The sequence below is a fragment of the Oceanicaulis alexandrii DSM 11625 genome, from assembly GCF_000420265.1.
Classification (GTDB): domain Bacteria; phylum Pseudomonadota; class Alphaproteobacteria; order Caulobacterales; family Maricaulaceae; genus Oceanicaulis; species Oceanicaulis alexandrii.
Genome location: NZ_ATUP01000001.1, coordinates 1,507,620 through 1,530,011 on the forward strand (window position 1 = coordinate 1,507,620; position 22,392 = coordinate 1,530,011).

Consider the following 22,392-nt stretch of genomic DNA (forward strand, 5'->3'; position numbering starts at 1 on the left):
ACGGTCGGATTTCCCCGCAGGAATGGAGAGCGAAATGTCGAAACTGAAGACCAAATCAAGCGCCAAGAAACGCTTCAAGGTCACGGCCTCTGGTAAAGTGATGGCCGGCCCGGCGGGCAAGCGCCACGGCATGATCAAGCGGACCCCGAAACAGATCCGTCAAAAGCGCGGCACCTCCGCGCTGGCGGCTCCGGACGCTAAAGTCGTCAAGCGCTCATACATGCCGTACAACCGCTAAGGCGGAACGGCTAAGCCCACCTTTTAAAAAGATTTAGGAGACAGCCCGAATGGCTCGAGTGTCCTCCGGCCCGGCCCGTCACGCCCGGAAAAAGAAAGTTCTTGATCAGGCGAAAGGCTATTATGGCCGTCGCAAAAACACCTTCCGCGTCGCCAATCAGGCGGTGGAGAAGGCTGGTCAGTACGCCTATCGCGACCGTCGCGCCAAGAAGCGCACCTTCCGCGCGCTGTGGATCCAGCGGATCAACGCTGCTGCGCGTCTGAACGACTTCACCTACGCCCGCTTTATGGACGGGCTCAACAAGGCCGGCATCGAGCTGGACCGCAAGGTTCTCGCCGATATCGCCGTGCATGAGCCCGAAGCCTTCGCCTCTCTGGTCGCACAGGCCAAGCAGGCTCTGCAGGGCTAAGTCGAACTCGTTTGTTCGACAGCTTGTGACAAGCGCCCGTCTGCAGACTCTGCAGGCGGGCGTTTTCGCGTTTGAGATCAGGCGCGGGCCTCGCTAAACCCCTATCTGAATGATTGCTCGTCCGATCCCCGGAGTGACTAATGACCGCCTCTTCCGATCTTGATGCGCTTGAAGCGCGCCTGTCCGCCGACATTGAAGCCGCCCAGGATCTCGCCGCGCTTGATGCGCTGCGCGTCGGCGCGCTCGGCAAGAAGGGCGAAGTCTCCCTGAAAATGCGCGAACTGGGCAAGATGAGCCCCGATGAGCGTCAGGTCATGGGCCCGGCGCTCAACGGTCTGAAAGACCGTCTCAACACGCTGCTGGAGAGCCGCAAGACCACTTTGGAGGACGCGGCCATGAACGCGGCTTTGGCCAGCGAGACGGTGGATGTCACCCGCCCTGTGAAGCGCGAGGCGCAAGGTTCGCTGCACCCGGTGGCGCAGGTTATGGAAGAGTTGGCGGTGATCTTCGCCGATATGGGCTTTGCGGTGGCTGAAGGCCCCGACGTGGAAGACGACTTTCATAACTTTACGGCTCTGAACTTCCCCGAGGATCACCCCGCGCGCGACACCCATGACACCTTCTTCATGCAGGCGGCCGAGGGTGAGACGCCGAAAGTCCTGCGCACCCATACGAGCCCGGTGCAGATCCGCACCATGCTCAAGTCTAAGCCGCCGATCCGCATCATCGCGCCGGGTCGGGTCTATCGCTGTGACTGGGACCAGACCCATACGCCGATGTTTCACCAGGTCGAGGGCCTCGTCATCGACAAGGAAACCCATATGGGCCACCTCAAGGGCTGCCTGATGGATTTCGTCGCAGCCTTCTTTGAGACCGACAAAGTCGAGGCGCGCTTCCGCCCCCACCATTTCCCCTTCACCGAGCCGAGCGCGGAGATGGACGTGCGCTATGAGCGCGTGGGCGATGCGGTGAAAGTGGGCTCGGGCGACAAATGGATGGAGATCCTGGGCTGCGGCATGGTCCACCCCAATGTGATCAAGTCTTGTGGTCTGGACCCGGACGAGTATCAGGGCTTCGCCTTCGGCATGGGCGTGGACCGTCTCGCCATGCTCAAATACGGCATGCCCGATCTGCGGCCCTTCTTCGAGCCTGACACCCGCTGGCTGAGCCATTATGGCTTCAGTCCGCTCCTGCAGGCGAACCTCGCAACCGGGCTGAGCTAGGACACAGACGATGCGGCTCAACTCTGATTATCTTCAGGCCTTCGGAACGCTGGCCGCCGCTCTTGCGGCGCTCATTGCACTGTTTGTGGCGTGGGATCAGGGCCGGGTCATGCGCCAGGAAATCCGCGCCTCGGTGTGGCCCGCTCTGCAGGTGGATGGATTTTCCACCCAGCGGGACGCTGACATCGTGCAGGGGCTGAACATCCAGAACGCAGGCGTGGGGCCCGCACGGATCGATTCCATCTCCGTCTATTATCAGGACGCGCTTGTGCCTGATCTTGAGGCGCTGTCAGAATTGTTCCCCGGCCATATCGGTCGCTCCGCCACCAGCGTCACCGGGCGCATTATCGGCGCGGGCGATACGGTGGAGGTCTTCGCCTTCCAGGCGCCGCGCTCTGAAGACGATGACGCGGTCGAGATGATGTACGACCTCGCCAGCAATTACAGCGTGGACGTGTGCTATTGCTCGGTTCTGGACGAGTGCTGGATCGCGCATACCAGCGGGTCCGCCAACCCGAAACCTGAATCTGTGGACGCCTGCCCTGCCAGTGGCGTCAGCCAACTCTAATTCTCCGACCCTTTGGACCTGACCGATGAAATTCACCTATTCCTGGCTCAAAGAGCATCTGGACACCGATCTGACCCTCGACCAGCTGGACGAGGCGATGACCATGGCGGGTCTGGAGATCGAAGAGATCGAAAATCCCGCCGCCAAGCTTGAGGCGTTCTCCACCGCCTATGTGAAGGACGCTCAACCGCACCCTGATGCGGACAAGCTGCGCATTTGCACGGTGGAGACCAAGGACGGCGAGAAACAGATCGTCTGCGGCGCGCCCAATGCGCGCGCAGGCATGACCGCCATCTACGCGCCGCTGGGCGCTTACATCCCCGGCCTTGATTTCAGCCTCGACAAGAAACCGCGCAAGATCCGCGGTGTTGAGAGCTATGGCATGATGTGCTCGACCAAGGAGATCGAGGCGGGCGAGGATCATGATGGAATCGCCGACCTGGAGGGTGATTGGCCCGTCGGCACCCCCGCCGCCGAGGCGCTGGGCGTCAATGATCCGGTCATCGATTTTGAAGTCACCCCCAACCGCCCCGACTGGCTGGGCGTATACGGCATTGCGCGTGATCTGGCCGCGGCGGGCGCCGGCACGCTGAAGACGGGTTCGGTCAAGAAAATTCCGGGCAATTATCCCTGTCCGGTCACAGTGAAGCTCGACTGGCCTGAAGCCTGCCCGATTTTTGCGGGCCGGGTGATCAAGGGCGTGAAAAACGGTCCGTCGCCCGAGTGGATGCAAAAACGCCTCAGCGCCATTGGCATCACGCCGAAGAACCTGCTGGTCGATGTGACGAATTATGTTTCGTTTGATTATGCGCGGCCGCTGCATGTCTATGATCTCGCAAAGATTGGCCCGGTGCTCTACGCCCGTAAGGGCCGGGGCGAGGCGGACCAGCATGTGGCGCTGGATGAGAAGACCTACACCCCCTCTGAGATCGATTGCGTGATCGCCGATGACGCGCGGGCGCTGGGTCTGGGCGGCATTATGGGCGGCCAGTATTCGGGCTGCTCGGCGGAGACGACCGACGTCTTCATCGAGAGCGCCTGGTTTGACCCGGCGATCATCCGCAAGTCCGCGCGCGCGCTGGGGATTGAATCTGACGCCAAATACCGGTTCGAGCGCGGCGTGGACCCTGAAAGCCCTGTGGACGGCATTGAGCTGGCTACAGCGCTGATCCTTGAATATGGCGGCGGCGACGCCTCTGAGGTCACTGTCGCGGGCGAGGCTCCCGCGCGCCCGGACGACATCGCGTTTGATCCCTCCCGCATCAAGCGTCTGCTGGGCCTTGAGCTCTCTGAAGACAGCATCGAAGCGATCCTGGTGTCCTTGGGCTTTGGCGTGACCCGCGGCGAGCGCTGGACGGTCAGCGTGCCGAGCTGGCGTCGGGATTGTTCGCATCAGGCCGACCTGATCGAGGATGTGGCGCGCATCGCCGGCTATGACAATCTGCCGGTCGTCTCCTTCCGTCGCCCTGAGGGCGAGCGGTTCGAGGCGCCGGCCACCGAGCTACAAAACCGCGTGCGCGCGGCGCGCCGGGCGGCGGCGAACCGCGGCTATCGCGAAGCGATCACCTGGTCCTTCTGCCGCACTGATCAAGCTGATCTGTTCGGAGGCGTGGGAGACGGGCTTGTTCTGGAAAATCCGATCAGCTCGGAACTGGATGTCATGCGCCCCTCAGCGCTCATCCATCTTCTGACCAGCGTTCAGAAAAGCGCGGATCGCGGCTTTGACGACGCACGCTATTTTGAAGCCGGCCCGATCTATCTCAATGACAGCCCGACCGGTCAGGACACCGTGGTGTCTGGCGTGCGCCGCGTGGTCGCTGCGCGCGACTGGCGCGGTGAGGGTGCGCCTGATGTCTTTGACATCAAGGCGGACGCCCTGGCGGCGCTCGAAGCAGCCGGCGCCCCGGTCGAGAAGCTGCAGGTGACCGCGGATGCGCGCGACCACTGGCACCCCGGCCGCTCTGGCGTGCTGCGTCTGGGGCCGAAAGTGCTGGCGGAGTTTGGTGAAATTCACCCCAAAACGCTCAAGGCGCTGGATGTGGATGGCCGGGTGCTGGCGTTTGAGGTGTTCCTCAACGCCATCCCGTCCGCCAAGAAAAAAGCTCTGAAGGCGCGCCCGGCGCTGGAACTTTCAGACCTGATGGCCGTGAAGCGTGACTTCGCTTTCCTGATGGAGGCGTCGGCGCCAGCCGCGGAGCTGATCAAGGCCGTGAAGGGCGCCGAGAAGCAGCTGATCACCGATGTGGCGCTGTTTGACGTGTATTCCGGCCAAGGGGTGCCTGAAGGCCAGGTTTCGCTGGCGCTGGAAGTGACCATCCAGCCGAGCGACAAGACCCTGACCGATAAAGAGATCGAGGCGATCAGCGCCAAGATCATCGCCAACGCCCAAAAGGCCGGCGCGAGCTTGCGTGGTTGAAGACAAGACAAACGCCCCGGAGGCTTGAGGTCTCCGGGGCGTTCTTGCCGCCCTGCCCATAGATCAAAGCGTTAGACCGTCAGATTGAGGCCGCCTCTGGCGATCTCCTGCGGGGTTACTGCGCCGTCCAGATTGTTATCGAGGGGCTGGTTGACCGGCCGGGCGCGCTGGGGATCGGGCGCGACGTCATTCAGCCGGTCGGCGGTTGTGGGGTTGGGGTCACTGCGGCTGATGCCGTCATCGCGCGTGGAGAGCCCGCTGTCGGCGCGCGCGAAACGGGTTTCAAACTGGGTGTTGGGAGTCGTCACTTCCGCTTCGGCGTCATTGACCGTATCGCTGTCAGGGCGAGCTGAACCCAGTCCTGATGCGCTGCCGTCCGTATCGGCCTCAGCGGAATCACCCGCTGTCTCAGCGGCGGCGTTACGCGGATCAGCGCGGTTCACGGCGCTCGACTGCTCCAGCGCTGCTGTCGTGGGATTGATCGCGTCTGACGCCCGCGCCGCCGGGTTCAAGCCAGCCTGGGTCGCGTCGTTCTGAGCGGGCGCTATATCGGTACGGGATGGGCGCGGCTCAGCCTCGACGGGTCTGGCGGCTTGCGCCTGAGTGTCCTGCGGTCGCGTGTCTTCGGTCACGGTCCGAGTTTCAACGGTTTGCGTCTCTACACGGCGTGTGTCGCGGGCTTCATCGGCGTTCCGGGCTTCTGCGGCACGCGCCTGGCGCTCAGCGGTTTCCGCTTCTCGGGCTGAGGTCAGTGTCGCGGCGAGGGAGTCTGTCTGCGGGCTGCGCTCAGGGGCGGCTTGCGCCGTCACTTCACGGCTTTCAACCGAAACCTCGGTCGTCGTCTGGCGCGGGGAGGCCGTATCAGGCTGATCCGGTTCCGATCGGGTCTGCACGCGCGCTTCCTGGGCTTGCAGCAGCGCGGCGTTGGTGGAGGCGTCCAGTCGGTCACCCACCGCCTGGCCGAAGCCCTCGGCGGCGGCGGAACGAGTCTGACGGTCGTCGCCAGCGCGGTTCTGATCGGATGCGGATCGCTCCACGGGCGGGACTGCAGCCGCATCGCGTGCGCTGGTCGTGTTGATCAGGGCGGGCTCGGATTCACGGGGCGGGGTTCGATATAAATCAGCGAGATATCCCGCACCGCCTGCAATGTCAGCGACCATGGCGCACCTCTGCACAGCTGAGTTCACTGAGCAGCATACAGTTTTTGCGTTTCAAAGGTTCCCCTGACAGGGGATGGTGCTTTCTGAAATCTTAATGGCTGGGCCCAAAAAAGCCCTGAAGCAGATGCTTCAGGGCTTTTCTGATCGGCGATGCAAAGGCGCGGTCTAGCCTTCGCTCTCGGCGTCTTCATCCATCAGCTCTTCCATCAGGAAGGTGTATTCGAGGGCCAGTCGGCGCGCGCTTTCCTGAAGGTTGGCGGCGGCGGAGTGACCGCCCTCCATGTTCTCATAATAGAGGACATCCTGATCCATCTCATTGAGAAGATAGGCCAGTTTACGAGCATGACCGGGATGCACCCGGTCATCCTTGGTGGAGGTCAGAAGGAACATGGGCGGATAGTCGACGCCGGTCTCCACATTGTGGAAGGGCGAGATCGAGCGCAGGAAGGCGCGCTCTTCGGCGTTCTCATCGGGGAAGCCGTACTCGTCCTGCCAGCTGGCGCCGGCCAGCAGCGTGTGGAAGCGCAGCATGTCCAGAAGCGGCACCTGGCTGATCACCGCGCCCCACAGATCGGGACGCTGGGTGTACATCACGCCGGTCAGCAGCCCGCCATTGGAGCCGCCCTGAACCGCGAGATGATCAGACGTGGTCACGCCGTCATCAATCAGGTCTTCGGCGACCGCGATCAAGTCATCATAGATGCGCTGACGGTTGGTGCGCAGACCGGCCTGGTGCCAGGCCGGGCCGAATTCGCCGCCGCCGCGGATGTTCGCCAGCACATAAGTGCCGCCGTTCTCGAGCCACATCCGGCCACGGGTGCCCGAATAGGACGGGGTCAGGCTGACCTGGAAGCCGCCATAAGCGTAGAGCAGCGTGGGCTGCGGGCCTTCGGCGTCTTCCGCGCGAACGATGAAGTACGGGATCATCGTGCCGTCCGTGCTCTCCGCCTGACGCTGTTCGACCACAAGGCCTTCGGCGTCAAACCAGGACGGCGCCGCTTTGGCCGGGTCCAGTTGCAGATCGGCGGACAGGCGGTAAAGCGCTTCAGGCTCCAGGAAGCCTTCCACATTCACATAGGCCAGACCGGAATGATCATCGGCGGTGACGATGGAGATCGAGGCGTTCTCCGGCGTCTCGACGCTTTCGCTGGTCCAGCCGCTGTCAGAGCGTGTGAAGGCTTCCAGACCGCCCACCACATTGTCATTGATCACCATCAACAGATGGTTCGCCGTGGTAGCGACGCCATCAATGGACTGACGCTCATTGGGGGTGAACACCACCTCGACCGCCGGAAGCTCGCCGGTCTCGACAAATTCGCCCATGTCAAAGCTGAGGATCGAGCCGGTGGGGTAGGTCTCGCCGCCCTCAACCGGTGTCCAGTCTTCTTCGATGGAGAAGACCAGCTGACCGTCAAACAGGGTTTGCGGGCTCGATTTGCGCGGCAGCGGCATTTGCACCGGCTCGCCAGTTGCGCCGTCAGGCAGGTAATAATAGATGCTTTCAAAGAAGCTCGCGGCCTGGATGGCCATCATGTAGGCCGTGCCGTCCGCCTGTTCGAAACGGGCGGGCCAGACGCCCACATTGTCCTCGGCGCCGGAGATGACCACTTGCGCCTCTTCGATCGGCGTGCCGCGGCTCCAGCGCTTCACCACGAAGGGATAGCCTGATTGCGTGGCTTCAGCCGGATCGAGCGCCGTGGCGATCAGAAGCGTGTCTGCGTCAATCCAGGCGGTCGAGCCCTTGGTTTCATCAATGACGAAGCCGTCTTCGATGAACTCGCGGGTCTCCATGTTGAATTCACGGCGAACCGCGGCGTCTGACCCGCCATCTGACAGGGTGATCATGCAGCGCGTGTAATCGGGCGCCAGGCAATCGGCGCCGCGCCAGACCCAGTTATGGCCTTCGGCTTCGCCCAGCGCGTCGAGATCGAGCACCACATCCCATTCAGGATTATCTGTGGCGTAGCTCTCGACGCTGGTCTTGCGCCACAGGCCTTTGACGTGGTCGGCGTCCTGCCAGAAATTCCACAGCTCGCCATTACGCACGCCCACATAGGGAATGCGGTCGGTGGATTGCAGCACTTCAAGCGCCTGATTGTAGAGCGTGTCATAGCGCGGATCAGAGGTGAGGCGGTCGAGCGATTGCTCGTTCATCTCGGTTGCGAAGGCGAGGGCGCGTTCGCCTTCAACGTCTTCGAGCCATTCAAGGCTTTCGGTTTCCGCCTGGATGGCGGCGTTCAGCTGCGCGCCGGGCAGATCGGCGGTGTCTGTCACGCCGGACTCCTCAGTATCAGTCATGTTGGTTTCTTCGGACGGCGAACAGGCCGCGAGCGCCAGAACGGCGGCGGCGGCGGACAGGTGATAACCCCAGCGGCGCATCATGCTCTCCCCTTGTTGAGCGACTGCGCGCATTCAACAGGGCGTTGGCCTTCGGGTCAAAGTGATACTGTATTACAGGCCGTTTATCTTGCGGCCTGAGCCTCATGAGCGTATCGCTGCCGATATGAGAGCTTATGCCATGAACGGGGCGGGAAACGCCTTTATCGTGCTGGATCGCCGCGACGAAACCGGCGCGTCCGCTTTTAGCGCCAAAGATATCGCCGCGATGCTGGGCGTGCATGCCTTTGACCAGTTGATTGTCCTCGATCCGTCATCAGAGGCTGACGCCGACCTCAGGGTCTGGAACAGCGATGGCGGCGAGGTGGGCGCCTGCGGCAACGGCACGCGGGCGGCGGCCTGGTTATTGTTTGAAGATGGCGCGAAGCCTCATCTAAGTTTCACCTCAGCGGGCGGACCCATGCGGGCGCAGCGTTTGCTATCGGGCGCGGCCGAGGTCGATCTGGGCTCGGCCCGGCTTGACTGGCGTCAGATCCCGCTCTCGCTGCCCATGGATACGGTGCGGCTCGATTTCGGCGTCAATCTGCCCGGCGGCGGACGGTTGGAGGGTCCGGGGGCGGTTTCCATGGGCAATCCCCATGTGGTGTTCCCGGTGGACGATCTCGAGAGCCTGCCCATCACCGAGATCGGGCCGACGATCGAGCATGATCCGCTGTTTCCGGAGCGGGTGAATACGGGTTTCGCTCAGGTGCGCGACCGTGATGATGTCCGCCTGAAAGTGTTCGAACGCGGCGCGGGCCTGACGCTCGCCTGCGGGACGGGCGCTGGCGCGGCGTTGGTCGCGCTTCATCGTCAGGGCTTGGTGGATCGTGAAGCGGTGATCGAGGCCGATGGCGGCAAGCTGCCTGTGCGCTGGGACAGCGAGGGCCATGTGCACCTGTCCGGCCCGGTTGTGCTGGAGCGTGAGCTGGATTTGCGCGGCGTTTGACGCATAGCCGCCTTGCAGACTCCCTTCCCCGCTTGACCCAAACCCGTCTCAACCCCACTTTGCGCGCCAATGAGCACACCTGTGGAAAACCCTGCCCCGTCCCATGAGGCCTCAGAGGGGCGCGATGTGGAGATCGTCACTTTTGGCTGCCGGCTGAACGCCTGGGAGTCAGAGGTGATGCGCGATCATGCGCGTGCGGGCGGCCTGTCTGACGCTGTGATCATCAATACCTGCGCGGTGACTAACGAAGCCGTGCGTCAGGCGCGCCAGACCATTCGCCGGATGAAGCGCGAGCGGCCCGACGCGAAGATGATCGTCACCGGCTGCGCCGCCCAGATCGACCCCGAGCAGTTCGCTAAAATGGCTGAGGTGGATCAGGTGCTTGGCAATGCTGAAAAGCTGCGTCCGGAAACCTTCAAATCCACCGTCATTGCAGGCGGCGACAAGGTGAAGGTCGATGACATCATGGCGGTCAGCGAGATCGCCAATCATCTTGTGGATGGCCTTGACGGTCGCGCCCGCGCCTATGTGCAGGTGCAGACAGGCTGCGATCACCGCTGCACTTTCTGCATCATTCCCTATGGCCGCGGCAATGCCCGCTCCGCCCCGGCGGGCGAGGTGGTCGAACAGGTCAAACGCCTGGTGGAAACAGGTCATTCCGAAGTGGTTCTGACCGGCGTCGATATGACGAGCTGGGGCCAAGACTTGCCGGGGACGCCCAAGCTGGGCCGTCTGGTGCGCGCCATCCTCAAGCAGGTCCCTGACTTGCAGCGCCTGCGCCTGTCCTCGATCGATGCCATCGAGATCGACGAAGACCTGTTCCGCGCCATCGCCGAGGAAGACCGGCTCTGCCCCTATATGCACCTCTCGCTTCAAGCGGGCGATGACATGATCCTCAAACGCATGAAGCGCCGCCATTCCCGCGATGACGCGATCGCCCTCGCAAAGCGCCTGCGCGCCGTGCGCCCGGACATTGCGTTTGGCGCGGATCTCATCGCGGGCTTCCCCACCGAGACCGAGGAGATGTTTGAAAACTCGCTTCGGCTGGTGGATGAGTGCGATCTCGCCTTTGTCCATGTCTTCCCCTACTCGCCTCGTCCCGGCACGCCCGCCGCGCGCATGCCGCAGGTGGACCGCGAGGTTGTTAAAGAGCGCGCCGCTCGCCTGCGCGCGAAATCACACGAGGCGCTGCAACGCCATCTCGCCTCGCGCGTTGGGCAGGAGATGACGGTGCTGGTGGAAAAGCCCGGCTTCGCCCGCGCCGATGACTTCACGCCCGTGCGTATGGAGTCCTCGGCACGGCCCGGAGCGCTCGTCCGCGCGATGATTACGGGCCATGACGAGAAAGCCCTGACCGCAACCCCGCTGGAGGCTGCCCTGTGAGCTGGTTCAAATTCGGTTTCGGCAAGAAAAAACAAAAGGACGAGGCCCCGTCCGAGGTTCCGGCGCTTGATGCGCCAGAGCCTGCGGCTGAACCCGAAGCGCCTGCTGAAGCCCCGGTCATTGCGGCGGTCGACGCGGCGCCAGAAGCCCTGGATGAAGCGCGTCCCGCCGAGCCGGCGCCCGCTTCCGCGGATGCAGATGATGTGTTGGAAGCGCGCGCCGAGGCCGTCATTGATGACAATGCCCCGAGCCCGGAAGACATCGCTGAAACCCCAGCCCAGGCGAGCGGGATCGAGGATCTGGCGGAAACACTGGCGCAGCCTGAGACTGTTGACCCGGTGACGGAAGAAGCGCCGCCAGCACCTGAGCCTCAGCCGGCGCCGGAAGAGGAGAAGAAGGGCTTTTTCGCACGGCTCGCGGCGGGCCTGAAAAAATCCTCTTCGCGTCTCAGCGATGGTCTCAGCGCGATGTTCACCCAGCGCAAGCTCGATCAGGCGGCGCTGGATGAGCTGGAAGAATTGCTGATCGCAGCCGATATTGGCGCAGCGACGGCGGCCAAGGTGATTGATCGCCTGGCGAAGGACCGGTTTGACAAGGATGTCTCTGACATCGAGATCCGCGAAGCGCTCGCAGACGTGGTCGCTGAAACGCTTCAACCCTATGAGCAGCCGCTCGACATGACCGGAGACGCCCCGCGCGTGGTGCTGTTCGTCGGCGTCAACGGCTCAGGCAAGACCACGACGCTTGGCAAGATCGCGGTGAAGATGACGCGTGAAGGCGCGGGTGTGATCACGGCGGCGGGCGACACGTTCCGCGCCGCGGCGGTCGAACAGCTTCAGGTCTGGTCAGACCGCGCTGGCGCGACCTTCATGTCGCGCGATCTGGGCGCGGATGCGGCCGGCCTCGCCTATGACGCCATCCAGCAAGGCCGGACCGATCAGGCGGACGCGGTGCTGATCGACACGGCAGGCCGTCTTCAGAACAAGGCCGAGCTGATGGACGAGCTGCGCAAGATCGTCCGGGTCATCAAGAAGATGGACGAAACCGCCCCGCATCATGTGCTGCTGGTGCTCGACGGCACCGTGGGCTCGAACGCCATCTCTCAGGCCGAGGCCTTCATGGAAGCCTCCCACGTCACCGGCGTCATCATGACCAAGCTTGACGGCACCGCCAAAGGCGGCGCTTTGGTGCAGGTCGCCGAACGCTTCAAATTGCCCATTCACTTTATCGGCGTGGGCGAAGGCGAGGCGGATTTGCAGGCCTTCAAGGCGAAAGAGTTCGCGCGGGCCCTGGCGGGGCTTGAAGCCTAGCGGGCTTCATGGTCCTGGGCCGGAGACACTAAAGACCCCCGCCGACGCGGTTCTTCCAATAGCCCACATCCTCGGCGTATTTGCCGACGACCTCGCCCAGCACCTGGTTGAGCTTGAGGGTGTGAAAGCTGATCCACTCGCCCTGATCGATCTCTTCGAGCGCCTTCATCGAGTTGCTGAGGAAGAAGGCGTAGAGCATGGCGATCAGGATGAAGAGCACCGGAAAGACCCAGCCCAGCGCGACAATGGTGGCGAAGGGGTTGAACAGGTCGAGCGCCGCGGCGAGTCCGAACAGCGCCGTCACCGCCAGGATGAAGGCCGCCGGCACGAAGAGCAGGTAATAGCTCGAGTTTCTCGTGATCTGGAACACCACATTGCGCACATAGCTCTCGATGAAGAACACGCGCAGGGCGATCCAGTTGATATTCAGCGTCCACAGGCGCGCCTCGGCGGAGAGCTGTTTGGAATCGCGCTCTTCGCCGACGGTGACGGACTTCGCCCGACCGATGGCGGTGCGGTAATGATCGTTCAATCGCGCGCAATATCGGGTCAGGAAATTCGCCATTTCGCGCGCTGTGTTGCGCTGATAGGGGGAGTATTCGGTGTAATAGAGCGCCCACATCACCAGCGCCGCCAGCACGCAGGACCCCGCCCCGAACATCAGCGAATTGAGCGCGCCGGCGGTGTTCTCTCCGAACAGATCGCCATGCAGCGGGCCGAACGCATCCACTACGCCCACAGCGTTCAGCACAATGTTCGCGACCAATACCAGGGTCAGGATGGAGGACAGCCAGATCGACAAACGCCGTACATTGGCGTTCATCAGCTTGCGGGTCTCATTTAGCATATAGAGAAGGCCATGTTCGCTATCGGCGAACTGGCCTGCGATCACCGCGCCTTCCACGTCTTCGAACAGGGCGCGCGGATCCGACGCGATCGGCACCGGAGCGCCCAGGAAGCGGTCGGCGAGCTCGGCATAGTCTTTCGCCAGCGCGTCGGTCATCTCTTCGGGCATGCGCATGAAGCCCACGCGCACCATCATCCATTTGAAGATCAGGCCCTGACGCGAAATGAAGCTCTCTTCATGGTCGAAATCCTCGCCCAGCGCGCCTTCCAGCAGGGTCTTGTGGCCTGATACCGCCGCCGCCCAGGCGCCGGGCCCCATTTCACTGGCGGTGTTCGGGCTCGCCTTTCGGCCGAGTCCCACGAGCCGCAGCAACAGACGGAAAGGAAAGGAGAGGCCGCGCAAGAGCCCTGCGCCCAGCCGGGAGGCGTAGCGGCGCAAGCCAAACACCAACAGCGCCAGAAACAATCCCGCCGCCAGCCCGGCGGCAAACCCTGTGACAGTCATCAATCCGTCCATGTTCGAGGCCCCCCTCTGAACCCCGGTTCTGAAAGCTGAGGCTCGTGGGGAGTCTAGCCGCAATTCATGACGGATGCGAGGATTGGTTAATCCGCATTTACCCTTAGAACGGGATCCAGTTGCGCTGACGCGAATAGGCCAGATAGCCCACATTGGCCCCCGCGCGCAGGCCGACGCCGGACCGGATCGGCGCCAGGGTGATGCCGTCGGCGCGTTGATAATTCACGCCCAGACCCGCCACGAAATAGGCCGAGCCTTCCACGCCGGGAAAGCGCTGATAGAGCCGGTCGGTGTCGTTGAGGCGATAGACCAGAGTGAAGACCCGGCTGGCGTTGCCCCCGGCGTCGAACCCGATGCTGGGGCCCTGCCAGTAGACCTTTTGCTGGTCGGGGCTGCCTTTCAGGCTCAGATAGCCCTCGCCATAGCGCAGTCCGATGCCCGCCGCGCCGGAGACCTCCTCGCCGGCGATATAGCCGACGGGACGTCCCAGATCCGAGAAGACGCGTTCCAGTGCGGAGGCGGCGGCTTCGGCTGTGACGCCAAAGAAGTCGGCCGTGACTTCCACCAGCTCTTCACGCGAATAGGTGTCGATATTGGACTGGTACTCGCTCGGCTGACCGTAATCAGGGTCGTCCGCACGGGTGGCGGGTTGCGCACCGCCCGTGCTCGCACAGGCGCCGAGCGCCAGCGTCAGGGCGGTGGTCGTGATCATGGAAAGGATGGATCGTGTGATCATGGTGCGCCTGCCTTGTCTGACCGGTTTGATGCGCCGGACGCTGAACGTCAATTAGGGCCTCGGTGAGGCGAAAGGGTAAACACTGCGTAAACACCCGCCCCAAAGGCGGGCTTCACTGCCAATAAGCTTGGCGCAGAGGCTTGCCAGTGCTAACTCCCGCGGCATGAGCACAGATCCGTCCCTGATCCGAAATTTCTCCATCGTTGCGCACATCGACCACGGTAAATCCACCCTGGCCGATCGCCTGATCCAGCACACTGGCGGTTTGACCAACCGCGAGATGAAGGAACAGGTGCTCGACAATATGGAGCTCGAGCGCGAACGCGGCATCACCATCAAGGCGCAGACCGTGCGTCTGAGCTATACCGCCAAGGATGGCCAGACCTACGCGCTGAACCTGATCGACACGCCCGGCCACGTGGACTTCGCCTATGAAGTCAGCCGCTCGCTGTACGCCTGCGAGGGCGCGCTTCTGGTGGTGGACGCCGCCCAGGGCGTTGAGGCCCAGACGTTGGCGAACGTCTACGCCGCCATCGATGTCGATCTCGAGATCGTGCCGGTCCTCAACAAGATCGACCTTCCCGCCGCCGAGCCTGAGCGGGTGAAAGCCCAGATCGAGGATGTGATCGGCATTGACGCGTCCGACGCCATCGAGATTTCCGCGAAGACCGGCCTTGGGATCGAGGATGTGCTGGAAGCCATCGTCACCCGCCTGCCCGCGCCAAAGGCCGGCGATCCGACCGCGCCCCTGAAGGCGCTGCTGGTGGACAGCTGGTATGACCCCTATCTGGGCGTCATCTGTCTGGTGCGGATCATCGAAGGCACGCTGAAAAAGGGCATGCGCGTGCGCCTGATGGGCGCTGAGGCCAGCTATGGCGTGGACGGGGTGGGCGTGTTCACCCCCGCCAAGGAAAACCGCGATACGCTCGGCCCGGGCGAGATCGGCTTCCTGAACGCCTCGATCAAGCAGGTGCGCGATGCGCGCGTCGGCGACACCATCACGGAGGAAAAACGTCCCACGGATTCCATGCTGCCGGGCTTTGAGCCGGCGGTGCCGGTGGTGTTCTGCGGCCTGTTCCCGGTGGATGCGGCCGATTTTGAAGACCTGCGCGACGCTGTTGAGAGGCTGGCGCTCAACGACGCGTCCTTCAGCTATGAGATGGAGACCTCCGCCGCGCTGGGCTTTGGCTTCCGCTGCGGCTTCCTGGGGCTTCTTCACCTTGAGGTCATTCGCGAGCGGCTCGAGCGCGAATACAATGTGGATCTCATCACCACCGCGCCGTCGGTGGTCTACAAGATCAAGATGACCGACGGGTCCGAGCTGGATATGCACAATCCCGCCGACATGCCCGATCCGGTGAAGATCGACAGCATTTCTGAGCCCTGGATCAAGGCGACGATCCTGGTGCCGGACGAATATCTCGGCGGCGTGCTCAAGCTGTGTCAGGACCGGCGCGGCATCCAGCTGGAGCTGACCTATGCTGGTTCGCGCGCCATGCTGGTCTATGAGCTGCCGCTCAACGAGGTGGTGTTTGACTTCTATGACCGGCTGAAATCGGTCTCCAAGGGATACGCCAGCTTTGACTACCAGTTCATCGAGCATCGCGAGGAAGACCTCGTGAAAATGTCGATCCTCGTGAATGAAGAGCCGGTGGACGCCCTGTCGATGATCGTGCACCGCTCGCGCGCCGACATGCGCGGCCGCGCCATGTGCGAGAAGCTCAAGGAGCTGATCCCGCGGCACATGTTCAAGATCCCGATCCAGGCCGCCATCGGCGGCCGCGTGATCGCGCGCGAAACCCTGTCGGCCATGCGCAAGGACGTGACCGCCAAATGCTATGGCGGCGACGCCACCCGGAAACGCAAGCTTCTGGACAAGCAAAAGGCCGGCAAGAAGAAGATGCGCCAGTACGGCAATGTCGAAATCCCGCAGGAAGCCTTTATCGCTGCGCTGAAAATGGACGACGATTAAGCCTCAAGCGCTCTGACGACACGAAAAAGCCCCGGCCGATGGCCGGGGCTTTTTGCATTCAGCGCATGATATCGTCGCTACTGACCGTCACCCTCTGACGCCTCGGTTTCACCGTCATCGGCCATTTCATGACCCTCATGGCTCATCGCGCCCATGTCGGGATCAAGCTCGGGGGCGGTGTCGCGGACGGGGAGGGTGACGGCGAGGGTTTCGCCGTCGGCGAATTCCAGCGTCAGGGTCATCTCGCCATCCTCGAGCTCAGCCGGGTTCACGCCGAATATCATAAGATGGTCGCCGCCGGGCGCAAGGCTCGCTGCGCCGCCCGCCGGGATGTCGATGGCGTCCACATGGCGCATGCGCATCACTGCGCCATCCATGGCCATGGTGTGCAGCTCGATGGCGTCCGCTTCCTCGGTCGTCGCGCTCACCAGCTGACCGCCCGGCGCGCCAGCGGTGAGGGTGACGAAGCCTGCGGTGACGTCTCGTCCGCCCAGAGGCGCGCGCACCCAGCCTTCGATCACGGCGTAGTCGGCGGGCTCAGCACTGGCGGGGGCGTCTTCCGCCGGCGAGCAGGCGGCGAGGCTGAGAACGCTTAAGGGGGCGAGGGCGTAGAGGGCGCGTTTGAGCATGTCATCTCTCCATATGAGACGGGCGACGCCAATGGCGCCGCCCGAAACCGGTCGTATTCAGATTTGGCGCGTGGCGCGCATTCGCGCAAGCGCGCAGCCTGCGGCGTTTACGCGCCCCAATAGCCGATCAGTTTCTTCACTTCCGCCATGACCGGCTGGGCCGCGGCGCGAGCGCGCTCGGCGCCGTCTTTCAGCACCGCGTCGATTTCGGCTTTGTCATCAAGCAGGCGCGCATATTCCTCGCTGACGGGGGAGATATACTCCACCGCCGCCTCGGCGAGCTTGGGTTTGAAAGTCCCGAAGCCTTCGCCGCCGAACTCTGCCAGAACGTCCGCTACCGATTTGCCGGTCAGCGCGGCGTAAAGCCCCACAAGGTTCTTCGCTTCCGGGCGATCATCAAGGCCCTCTGCGGTTTCAGGCAGGGGCTCGGGATCAGTCTTGGCCTTCTTGATCTTGCGCGCGATCGTGTCCGCATCGTCATGCAGGTTGATCCGGGCGTTATCGCTGGGATCGGACTTGGACATTTTCTTCGTGCCGTCCTTGAGCGACATGATCCGGGCGCCCGTCGGCATGATGACCGGTTCTGGCAGAGGCAGGATGATCTGGCCGCCGCCAAAGTCGCGGTTGAAGCGGGCTGCGATGTCGCGCGACAGCTCCAGATGCTGTTTCTGGTCTTCGCCGACAGGGACATGGGTTGTCTTGTAGACCAGAATGTCCGCCGCCATCATTACGGGATAGGTGAACAGGCCGACGCTGGCGCGTTCGGCGTCCTTGCCGGAGCCTGCCTTGTCCTTGAACTGGGTCATGCGTTCCATCCAGCCCATGCGGGCCACGCATTGCAGGACCCAGTTGAGCTCGGCGTGCTGAGGCACGGCGGACTGCGCGAAAATCGCGCTGCGCTTGGGGTCGACGCCTGCGGCGATATAGGCGGCCGCCACGCCGCGCACCCGGTCGGGCAGTACGGCGGGATCGTACTCGATCGTCATGGCGTGCATGTCCACGGCGCAGAAAAAGCATTCCTTGCCGCTGTCCTGCATGGGCACCCAGTTCTTCAGCGCGCCCAGATAATTGCCCAGATGCAGGCGGCCAGTGGGCTGCATGCCGGACAGAATGCGTTCGGGGCCGGAATAGACGGGCGTCGCGTCAGTCATGGGAGTTTCCGCTAAAGAATGGAGAATAAGGGAGGCTGTGTCTTAAAGGGCGAGGGGCCGGGCCTCAAGCGTCGGCGCCGTCTTCGGCCTGATCCTTGATGGAGGGAGCCGGGTCCCGTTTAAGCGCGCCTAACAATTCCTGAGGTCTCAACCCGCCCAGCGCCAAGGTGCTGACGCCAAACACCGCAAGACCGCAGAGAACCAGGAGTCCCATCCAGACCAAGGCGATCAGCGTTGTAGGAAGCAGGGTTTGCATCGCGGCGAGAATTGGCGCCTCCCCGAATGCAACGAGCGCCCACAGCGCCCCCATCATCAACAGGCAGGCGAACAGGATGCGGGGCAGGCGGTGCATGAGCCGGGTGTCTGGTGTGAATTGCCGCCGCCGGATCAGCGTGACGCCCAAAAGCCCAGCGTTCAGCCAGCCCGCCAGAGTGGTGGCGAGGGCCAGACCCGCATATCCCAGAGGTCCAAAAAACAAGGCGATGCCGGCGATCATGTTCAGGGCCATCGAGGCGGCGGCGAACTTCATCGGCGTCAATGTGTCTTCGCGCGCGAAAAAGCCCGGTGAAAAGACCTTGATCAGCACAAAGGCTGGCAGTCCTGCAGCATAGATCGCAAGCGCCAGCGCTGTGCGATCTGTGTCGGAGGCTTCAAACGCCCCGCGCTGGAAAAGGCCTGCCACCACGGCGTCCGGGATCACCATAAGAGCGGCTGCGGCGGGCAGGGTCAGCGCCATGGAAATTTCGATCGCTCGATTCTGACCGCCCATGGCGCCGCTATCGTCGCCCGCCCGCAAGCGTTTGGACAGGGCGGGCAATAGTGCAACGCCCATCGCGATGCCGATTACGCCCAATGGCAACTGATACAAGCGCTCAGCATAATAGATCCAGGACCGCGCGCCTTCCTGAAGCGTCGCAATGGAGCCCGACACCAGCTGGTTGATATGGGTTACCCCCGCCGCCGCTGCGCCTGGGACGCCCAGCACAATCAGGCGTTTGACCCCCGAAGTCAGGCGCGGCGCCTTAAACGCCAGCCTGATCCCTGCTCGCCGTGCGGCCCAATAGAGCCATGCGGTCTGTAACACGCCTGACACTGTGACGCCTGCGGCTAGATATAGCGCCAGATCATTACGCTCGCCTGGCGCGGCCAGAAGGATCGAGATCAGAACGACGTTGAGAAGGATGGGCGCCGCCGCCGCAGTGGCGAACCGGGCATGGGTGTTCAAAGCGCCGGAAATCATCGCCGCCATCGACATGCACAACAGGTACGGCATGGTGATCTGGGTCATCAGCACGGCAAAACCGAACAGACCTGGATCACTGATGAAACCCGGCCCCAGAAGGTACATCAGCCAGGGCATTAGGATTTGCGCGATGATGACGATGCCCAGCACTGATAGCGTCAGGACTGACAAGACTTCACTGGCGAACCGGTCCGCTTCCTCGGCGCCCTCGCCCTCTAGCCGTCGGGCGTAGAGCGGGATGAAGGCGGAGTTGAACGCGCCTTCGGCGAAGATCCTGCGAAAGAGGTTCGGGAATGTCAGGGCGACGAAAAAGGCGTCCGTTAATGGGCCGGCGCCCAGACGCGCAGCGAGAAGGATGTCCCGCGCTACGCCGAAAAACCGGCTCAGCAGTGTGAACCCACCCACAACAGCAGAGGAGCGCAATAACCGCATCCGCTAGCGTCCTGCGCTGGCGGGAGTGGCGACCAGGCCCTGTTTGGCGCGGTGCACGGCGACGGCGTCTTCAGCGTCGGAGAGAACGTTCATCAATTGCACCTTGATGCCCACAAGCCGGGCGTCGCCAGAGGGTTTGCCGCCTTTTTCGGTGACGTAGAAGGTGTCGACGGCGCGTTCTCCATAGCCGTCAATGCGCGCCGCCTCCAGCGACAATCCGATGTCAGACAGGGTTTTGGCCAGCGCATGAAGAAGGCCCGGCCGGTCGCGTCCCGTCGCCTCGATCACTAGCGCGTCATCGGACGCCTCAAGATCAAGATTGACCGAGGGCGTCACGGTGAAGGCGGCTTCGCGGCGTCGCAGGGGTTTGAGCATGGGCCGGGCGTCATCGCCGGACAGACCGTGCTCGGCTGCGTGCTGGACGCTGTCGCGCAAACGGTCCTGGATATAGCTGTCTGACCAGCCAAACGGCTTGCCGCCCTGCTCCTGCACGTAGAAGACGTCAAAGGCGCGTCCGTCCGAGGTGGTGGTCACTTGCGCGCCGACAACATTGGCGCCTTCGCGCGACAGGGCCCCGGCAATGTCGGCAAAGAGACCATGCCTGTCTGGCGTCAGCACCATGACTTCGGTGGCCGAGCGGCGCTTGTCGGTGCGTACGCCGACGCTGGTCGCCTGGCCGCGTTCAAAGGCGGCGCGGGCGAAGGCGGCGTGACGGAAACGGTCATCCTCGCCAAAGGCCAGCCAGTAGGAATGATCGAGCACTTCGGTCCAGATGCGGGTGAACTCCGGATCGATGCGCGACAGCGCTTCGTGGAAATGATTGCGGGCCAGCGCGGCGCGCTCGGCGAGGCGGGCGCGAGCCTCGGCCTCGTCGCGCCGGTCTCCGCCCTTGAGCACAGCGGCGGTGGCCTGATACAGATCGCGCAGCAGCTGGGCCTTCCAGCCATTCCACACGCCCGGGCCCACCGCGCGAATATCCACCACTGTCAGGATCGTCAGAAGGTTCAACCGGTCCATGGTGCCGACCTTCTCGGCGAAATCGAGCACGGTGCGTGGATCGGAGAGATCGCGGCGCTGGGCGACGTCGCTCATTTCCAGATGGTTCTCGATCAGCCAGGCGACGAGATCGGTCTCGTGATCATCGAGCCCCAGACGCGGACAGACCTGGCGGGCGTTCTCGCCGCCCTCAACGCATTGATCGCCCTTGCCCTTGCCGGTGTCGTGCAGCAGCACGGCCAGATGAAGCGCCCGGCGATGCAGGATTTCCGGCGCCAGCTTGCTGGCCAGCGGATGGTCGGCGTTGAGCTTGCCCTGTTCGAGAAGCCGTAACAGCCCCAGCGCGTTCAGTGTGTGCTCGTCCACCGTGAAGCGGTGATACATGTTGAACTGGGTGCGAGCGACAATGTCGCCGAACTCAGGGATATACGCGCCCAGCAGCCCCGCCTCGGTCATAGCGCGCAGGATGATGCGCGGATCGTCAGCATCCAACAGCACAGCAAAAAAGCTGCGCGCGGCGCGCGGATCCGTTCGAAACCGGTCATCAATCTGGCGCAGGCCGCGACTGATGGCGGCGACGGCGTCAGGGTGCAGATCCAGATGACGCGCGGCGGCCTTTTCAAACAGGCGCAGCATCATCACCGGATCGGTTTCTGGCGCTTGCGGATCCGCGAAATCGAGCCGCCCGGCATGCAAGGTGAAGCCGCGTTCAGCCAGCTCGGTTTCGTTCGCGCTGCCGTCCGCGGGCAGGAAGCGCCCGCCGGGCGGGTCTTTGAGCTCTTCGGCTTCCAGCTTGGCGCAGACCAGTCGGGTCAGCGCCCCCACATCGATCGCCTTGAGGAAATAGCTGCGCATGAAGGCTTCCACGCCCAGCTGGTCGTCGGTGTCCTCGAACCCCATGCGGCGGGCGATTTCAGGCTGCAGGTCAAAGGTAAGCCGGTCATCCTTGCGGCCGGCCAGGGTGTGCAGGTGAAAGCGTAGGGTCCAGAAGAAATCCGCCGCGCTGAGATAGCGTTTCACATCGTCGATGGAGAACAGGCCGGCCACCACCCAGCGTTCCAGCGCATCGTCGCCATAGAGGATTTGCGCGAGCCAGCGCAGGGTCTGCAAGTCGCGCAGCGCGCCCTTGCCGTCCTTGATATTGGGCTCGACCGCATAGCGGCTGTCGCCCTGTCGATCCACGCGCTCATCGCGTTCAGCCAGCTTGGCGGCGGCGAATTCGGCGTCGTTCTTGATGCGTATGTCTTCATCAAAGCGCGTATGCATCTGGCGCACCAGGCGGATATCGCCGGAGATCGATCGCAGATCGAGCAAAGCCGTGCGTTCTGACAGATCGTCTTGAGCGAGCGCGATGGCTTCATCCAGCGTACGTACCGCGCCGCCGCCGATTTGCAGGCCGCTATCCCAGATCGCATACTGGGTTTGCTCGATAATCGCCTGAGCGAAGTCCGGCGGGGTGCTCGAGGTCAGAAATACCAGGTCGATGTCAGATTGCGGCGCCAATTCGCCCGCGCCATAGCCGCCCAGCGCACACAGGGCGAGGCCGTCCAGCGGATCGTCGGTGTAATCAGAGGTGATGGAATCAAACAGAGCGCGTAGGGCCGCGTTCATCACGCCCGACCAGGTGCGCGCCGCCTCCAGCCCGCCTTCCGCGCCATTGAGGCGCGTCTGGGCCAGGGCCCGGCCTTTCTCGAGATAGCGTTTGAGTCGGCTCATCGCCAGCTGGCGATTGGCGGGCTTGTCCCAGCCGTCGCGGGTGGCGGCGGACAGCTCGGCGCGCAAGCGCAGCCCATCAAGACTGGCGGGGAGGGTTGTGGGTCTCATGGCGTTGATTCTAC

The 22,392-nt window shown here is 63.2% G+C and carries 17 protein-coding genes; 9 read left to right on the forward strand and 8 right to left on the reverse strand.

Features of this window, described 5'->3' with window-relative positions:
- Positions 1 to 34: 34 nt before the first annotated feature.
- The 5 genes from rpmI to pheT all read left to right on the forward strand — a co-directional run bounded on the left by rpmI (position 35) and on the right by pheT (position 4,854).
- Entirely contained in the window at positions 35 to 238 is a 204-nt protein-coding gene (gene rpmI, locus G405_RS0107445) for a 50S ribosomal protein L35 (protein WP_028284624.1), read from the forward strand.
- Positions 239 to 287: 49 nt separating this feature from the next.
- Positions 288 to 647, forward strand: a complete 360-nt coding sequence (gene rplT / locus G405_RS0107450; RefSeq protein ID WP_022700890.1) for a 50S ribosomal protein L20 — start codon at positions 288 to 290, stop codon at positions 645 to 647.
- Positions 648 to 787: 140 nt separating this feature from the next.
- Positions 788 to 1,870 carry a phenylalanine--tRNA ligase subunit alpha gene (gene pheS, locus G405_RS0107455; protein ID WP_022700891.1) on the forward strand — a complete coding sequence of 361 codons (1,083 nt, stop codon included), beginning with the start codon at positions 788 to 790 and terminating at the stop codon, positions 1,868 to 1,870.
- A gap of 10 nt (positions 1,871 to 1,880) precedes the next feature.
- Positions 1,881 to 2,438 carry a hypothetical protein gene (locus G405_RS0107460; protein WP_022700892.1) on the forward strand — a complete coding sequence of 186 codons (558 nt, stop codon included), beginning with the start codon at positions 1,881 to 1,883 and terminating at the stop codon, positions 2,436 to 2,438.
- 25 nt (positions 2,439 to 2,463) lie between these two features.
- Positions 2,464 to 4,854: a phenylalanine--tRNA ligase subunit beta gene (gene pheT, locus G405_RS0107465; RefSeq protein WP_022700893.1), complete on the forward strand. Its 2,391-nt coding sequence runs from the start codon at positions 2,464 to 2,466 to the stop codon at positions 4,852 to 4,854.
- A gap of 71 nt (positions 4,855 to 4,925) precedes the next feature.
- Here pheT and G405_RS0107470 read toward each other — a convergent pair whose 3' ends face one another.
- Positions 4,926 to 6,014 (reverse strand): hypothetical protein, encoded by a 1,089-nt coding sequence (locus G405_RS0107470; RefSeq protein ID WP_022700894.1) that lies wholly within the window; start codon positions 6,012 to 6,014, stop codon positions 4,926 to 4,928.
- A 165-nt stretch (positions 6,015 to 6,179) separates the two neighbouring features.
- Entirely contained in the window at positions 6,180 to 8,396 is a 2,217-nt protein-coding gene (locus G405_RS0107480; RefSeq protein WP_022700896.1) for a prolyl oligopeptidase family serine peptidase, read from the reverse strand.
- 136 nt (positions 8,397 to 8,532) lie between these two features.
- On the opposite strand from G405_RS0107480, the gene dapF reads away from it, so the two are divergent.
- From dapF to ftsY, 3 genes are all read left to right on the forward strand, one after another.
- Positions 8,533 to 9,339, forward strand: coding sequence for a diaminopimelate epimerase (gene dapF, locus G405_RS0107485; RefSeq protein ID WP_022700897.1), 807 nt, complete (start codon positions 8,533 to 8,535; stop codon positions 9,337 to 9,339).
- Between the two features lie 69 nt (positions 9,340 to 9,408).
- Positions 9,409 to 10,722: a tRNA (N(6)-L-threonylcarbamoyladenosine(37)-C(2))-methylthiotransferase MtaB gene (gene mtaB / locus G405_RS0107490; RefSeq protein ID WP_051143339.1), complete on the forward strand. Its 1,314-nt coding sequence runs from the start codon at positions 9,409 to 9,411 to the stop codon at positions 10,720 to 10,722.
- Positions 10,719 to 12,032 (forward strand): signal recognition particle-docking protein FtsY, encoded by a 1,314-nt coding sequence (gene ftsY / locus G405_RS0107495; RefSeq protein ID WP_022700899.1) that lies wholly within the window; start codon positions 10,719 to 10,721, stop codon positions 12,030 to 12,032. Before mtaB ends, ftsY begins: the two co-directional genes overlap by 4 nt.
- A 28-nt stretch (positions 12,033 to 12,060) precedes the next feature.
- Here ftsY and G405_RS0107500 read toward each other — a convergent pair whose 3' ends face one another.
- Together G405_RS0107500 and G405_RS0107505 are read right to left on the reverse strand one after the other, a co-directional pair.
- Positions 12,061 to 13,395 carry a hypothetical protein gene (locus G405_RS0107500; RefSeq protein WP_022700900.1) on the reverse strand — a complete coding sequence of 445 codons (1,335 nt, stop codon included), beginning with the start codon at positions 13,393 to 13,395 and terminating at the stop codon, positions 12,061 to 12,063.
- Positions 13,396 to 13,498: 103 nt separating this feature from the next.
- Complete coding sequence (locus G405_RS0107505; protein ID WP_028284628.1) at positions 13,499 to 14,131, reverse strand: DUF1134 domain-containing protein; 633 nt, start codon at positions 14,129 to 14,131, stop codon at positions 13,499 to 13,501.
- Positions 14,132 to 14,294: 163 nt separating this feature from the next.
- On the opposite strand from G405_RS0107505, the gene lepA reads away from it, so the two are divergent.
- Positions 14,295 to 16,103 carry a translation elongation factor 4 gene (lepA, locus tag G405_RS0107510; RefSeq protein WP_022700902.1) on the forward strand — a complete coding sequence of 603 codons (1,809 nt, stop codon included), beginning with the start codon at positions 14,295 to 14,297 and terminating at the stop codon, positions 16,101 to 16,103.
- A 77-nt stretch (positions 16,104 to 16,180) separates the two neighbouring features.
- Here the strand turns inward: lepA and G405_RS15340 are convergent, their stop codons facing one another.
- The 4 genes from G405_RS15340 to G405_RS0107530 all read right to left on the reverse strand — a co-directional run bounded on the left by G405_RS15340 (position 16,181) and on the right by G405_RS0107530 (position 22,378).
- On the reverse strand, positions 16,181 to 16,732 hold the full coding sequence (locus tag G405_RS15340; protein WP_022700903.1) for a copper chaperone PCu(A)C: 552 nt from the start codon (positions 16,730 to 16,732) through the stop codon (positions 16,181 to 16,183).
- A 107-nt stretch (positions 16,733 to 16,839) separates the two neighbouring features.
- On the reverse strand, positions 16,840 to 17,883 hold the full coding sequence (gene trpS / locus G405_RS0107520; protein ID WP_022700904.1) for a tryptophan--tRNA ligase: 1,044 nt from the start codon (positions 17,881 to 17,883) through the stop codon (positions 16,840 to 16,842).
- 64 nt (positions 17,884 to 17,947) lie between these two features.
- A complete protein-coding gene (murJ, locus tag G405_RS0107525) occupies positions 17,948 to 19,558 on the reverse strand; it encodes a murein biosynthesis integral membrane protein MurJ (RefSeq protein ID WP_022700905.1) in 1,611 nt (536 codons plus the stop codon).
- Positions 19,559 to 19,561: 3 nt separating this feature from the next.
- Positions 19,562 to 22,378: a [protein-PII] uridylyltransferase gene (locus G405_RS0107530; protein WP_022700906.1), complete on the reverse strand. Its 2,817-nt coding sequence runs from the start codon at positions 22,376 to 22,378 to the stop codon at positions 19,562 to 19,564.
- Positions 22,379 to 22,392 lie beyond the last annotated feature (14 nt).

Bases quoted from the DNA above. Each gene is read 5' to 3' on its own strand.
- rpmI (WP_028284624.1), top strand. From the start codon at position 35: ATGTCGAAACTGAAGACCAAATCAAGCGCCAAGAAACGCTTCAAGGTC.
- rplT (WP_022700890.1), top strand. From the start codon at position 288: ATGGCTCGAGTGTCCTCCGGCCCGGCCCGTCACGCCCGGAAAAAGAAA.
- pheS (WP_022700891.1), top strand. From the start codon at position 788: ATGACCGCCTCTTCCGATCTTGATGCGCTTGAAGCGCGCCTGTCCGCC.
- G405_RS0107460 (WP_022700892.1), top strand. From the start codon at position 1,881: ATGCGGCTCAACTCTGATTATCTTCAGGCCTTCGGAACGCTGGCCGCC.
- pheT (WP_022700893.1), top strand. From the start codon at position 2,464: ATGAAATTCACCTATTCCTGGCTCAAAGAGCATCTGGACACCGATCTG.
- G405_RS0107470 (WP_022700894.1), bottom strand. From the start codon at position 6,014: ATGGTCGCTGACATTGCAGGCGGTGCGGGATATCTCGCTGATTTATAT.
- G405_RS0107480 (WP_022700896.1), bottom strand. From the start codon at position 8,396: ATGATGCGCCGCTGGGGTTATCACCTGTCCGCCGCCGCCGCCGTTCTG.
- dapF (WP_022700897.1), top strand. From the start codon at position 8,533: ATGAACGGGGCGGGAAACGCCTTTATCGTGCTGGATCGCCGCGACGAA.
- mtaB (WP_051143339.1), top strand. From the start codon at position 9,409: ATGAGCACACCTGTGGAAAACCCTGCCCCGTCCCATGAGGCCTCAGAG.
- G405_RS0107500 (WP_022700900.1), bottom strand. From the start codon at position 13,395: ATGGACGGATTGATGACTGTCACAGGGTTTGCCGCCGGGCTGGCGGCG.
- G405_RS0107505 (WP_028284628.1), bottom strand. From the start codon at position 14,131: ATGATCACACGATCCATCCTTTCCATGATCACGACCACCGCCCTGACG.
- lepA (WP_022700902.1), top strand. From the start codon at position 14,295: ATGAGCACAGATCCGTCCCTGATCCGAAATTTCTCCATCGTTGCGCAC.
- G405_RS15340 (WP_022700903.1), bottom strand. From the start codon at position 16,732: ATGCTCAAACGCGCCCTCTACGCCCTCGCCCCCTTAAGCGTTCTCAGC.
- trpS (WP_022700904.1), bottom strand. From the start codon at position 17,883: ATGACTGACGCGACGCCCGTCTATTCCGGCCCCGAACGCATTCTGTCC.
- murJ (WP_022700905.1), bottom strand. From the start codon at position 19,558: ATGCGGTTATTGCGCTCCTCTGCTGTTGTGGGTGGGTTCACACTGCTG.
- G405_RS0107530 (WP_022700906.1), bottom strand. From the start codon at position 22,378: ATGAGACCCACAACCCTCCCCGCCAGTCTTGATGGGCTGCGCTTGCGC.